The sequence below is a fragment of the Devosia chinhatensis genome (assembly GCF_000969445.1).
Taxonomy (GTDB): Bacteria; Pseudomonadota; Alphaproteobacteria; order Rhizobiales; family Devosiaceae; genus Devosia; species Devosia chinhatensis.
In genome coordinates, this window is record NZ_JZEY01000082.1 from 1 (window position 1) to 469 (window position 469).

Sequence of the window (469 nt, forward strand, 5' to 3'; positions counted from 1 at the left end):
CATCGAAATCGTCGAGTCTCCCCATCCGGTTCCCGCTGCTGCCGCCTCTTCAGCGGCCCGCCCCCTCATGCAGCTCGTCTCCGGCCTGACTGCCGACGATCTCCTCTTCGCTCTTATCTCGTTCGGCGTCTCCTCGCTCCTGCCTCCGCCTGCGGGCGGTCGGCTGGCCGCGGCCTGCGCGCCCGCCCTTTATGGTGGAGAACTGGCTGCGAATGAGGTTCATCACCCCGATCGGGTCGCCCGAGGCGAGCAATGCCCTGTTGATGTCCTCCCTTCCCCGCTCCCCCCTCCCCCTCGATCCCCACTTCTGCTAGTTCGTCTTCCGCCTCCTGCTCCACCTTTTCCTTGCCCTCGTCAGCTTCGCGCATCCCTACCGTCATGTCGTTGGCCATGTCGCATGTACTGCCGTCTCTGTCTTACCCCACCATGGCGCCAACCACCCCCTCCACAGATCGCCAGCGTTTGCCCA

The 469-nt window shown here is 65.0% G+C and carries 2 pseudogenes; one reads left to right on the forward strand and one right to left on the reverse strand.

What is annotated here, in order from left to right:
- Positions 1 to 7 precede the first annotated feature (7 nt).
- Positions 8 to 145: pseudogene (locus VE26_RS18585) on the forward strand (DUF4147 domain-containing protein); the annotation flags it as partial.
- Between the two features lie 42 nt (positions 146 to 187).
- Here the strand turns inward: VE26_RS18585 and VE26_RS18590 are convergent.
- A pseudogene (locus VE26_RS18590) lies at positions 188 to 265 on the reverse strand (hypothetical protein); the annotation flags it as partial.
- Positions 266 to 469: the final 204 nt, after the last annotated feature.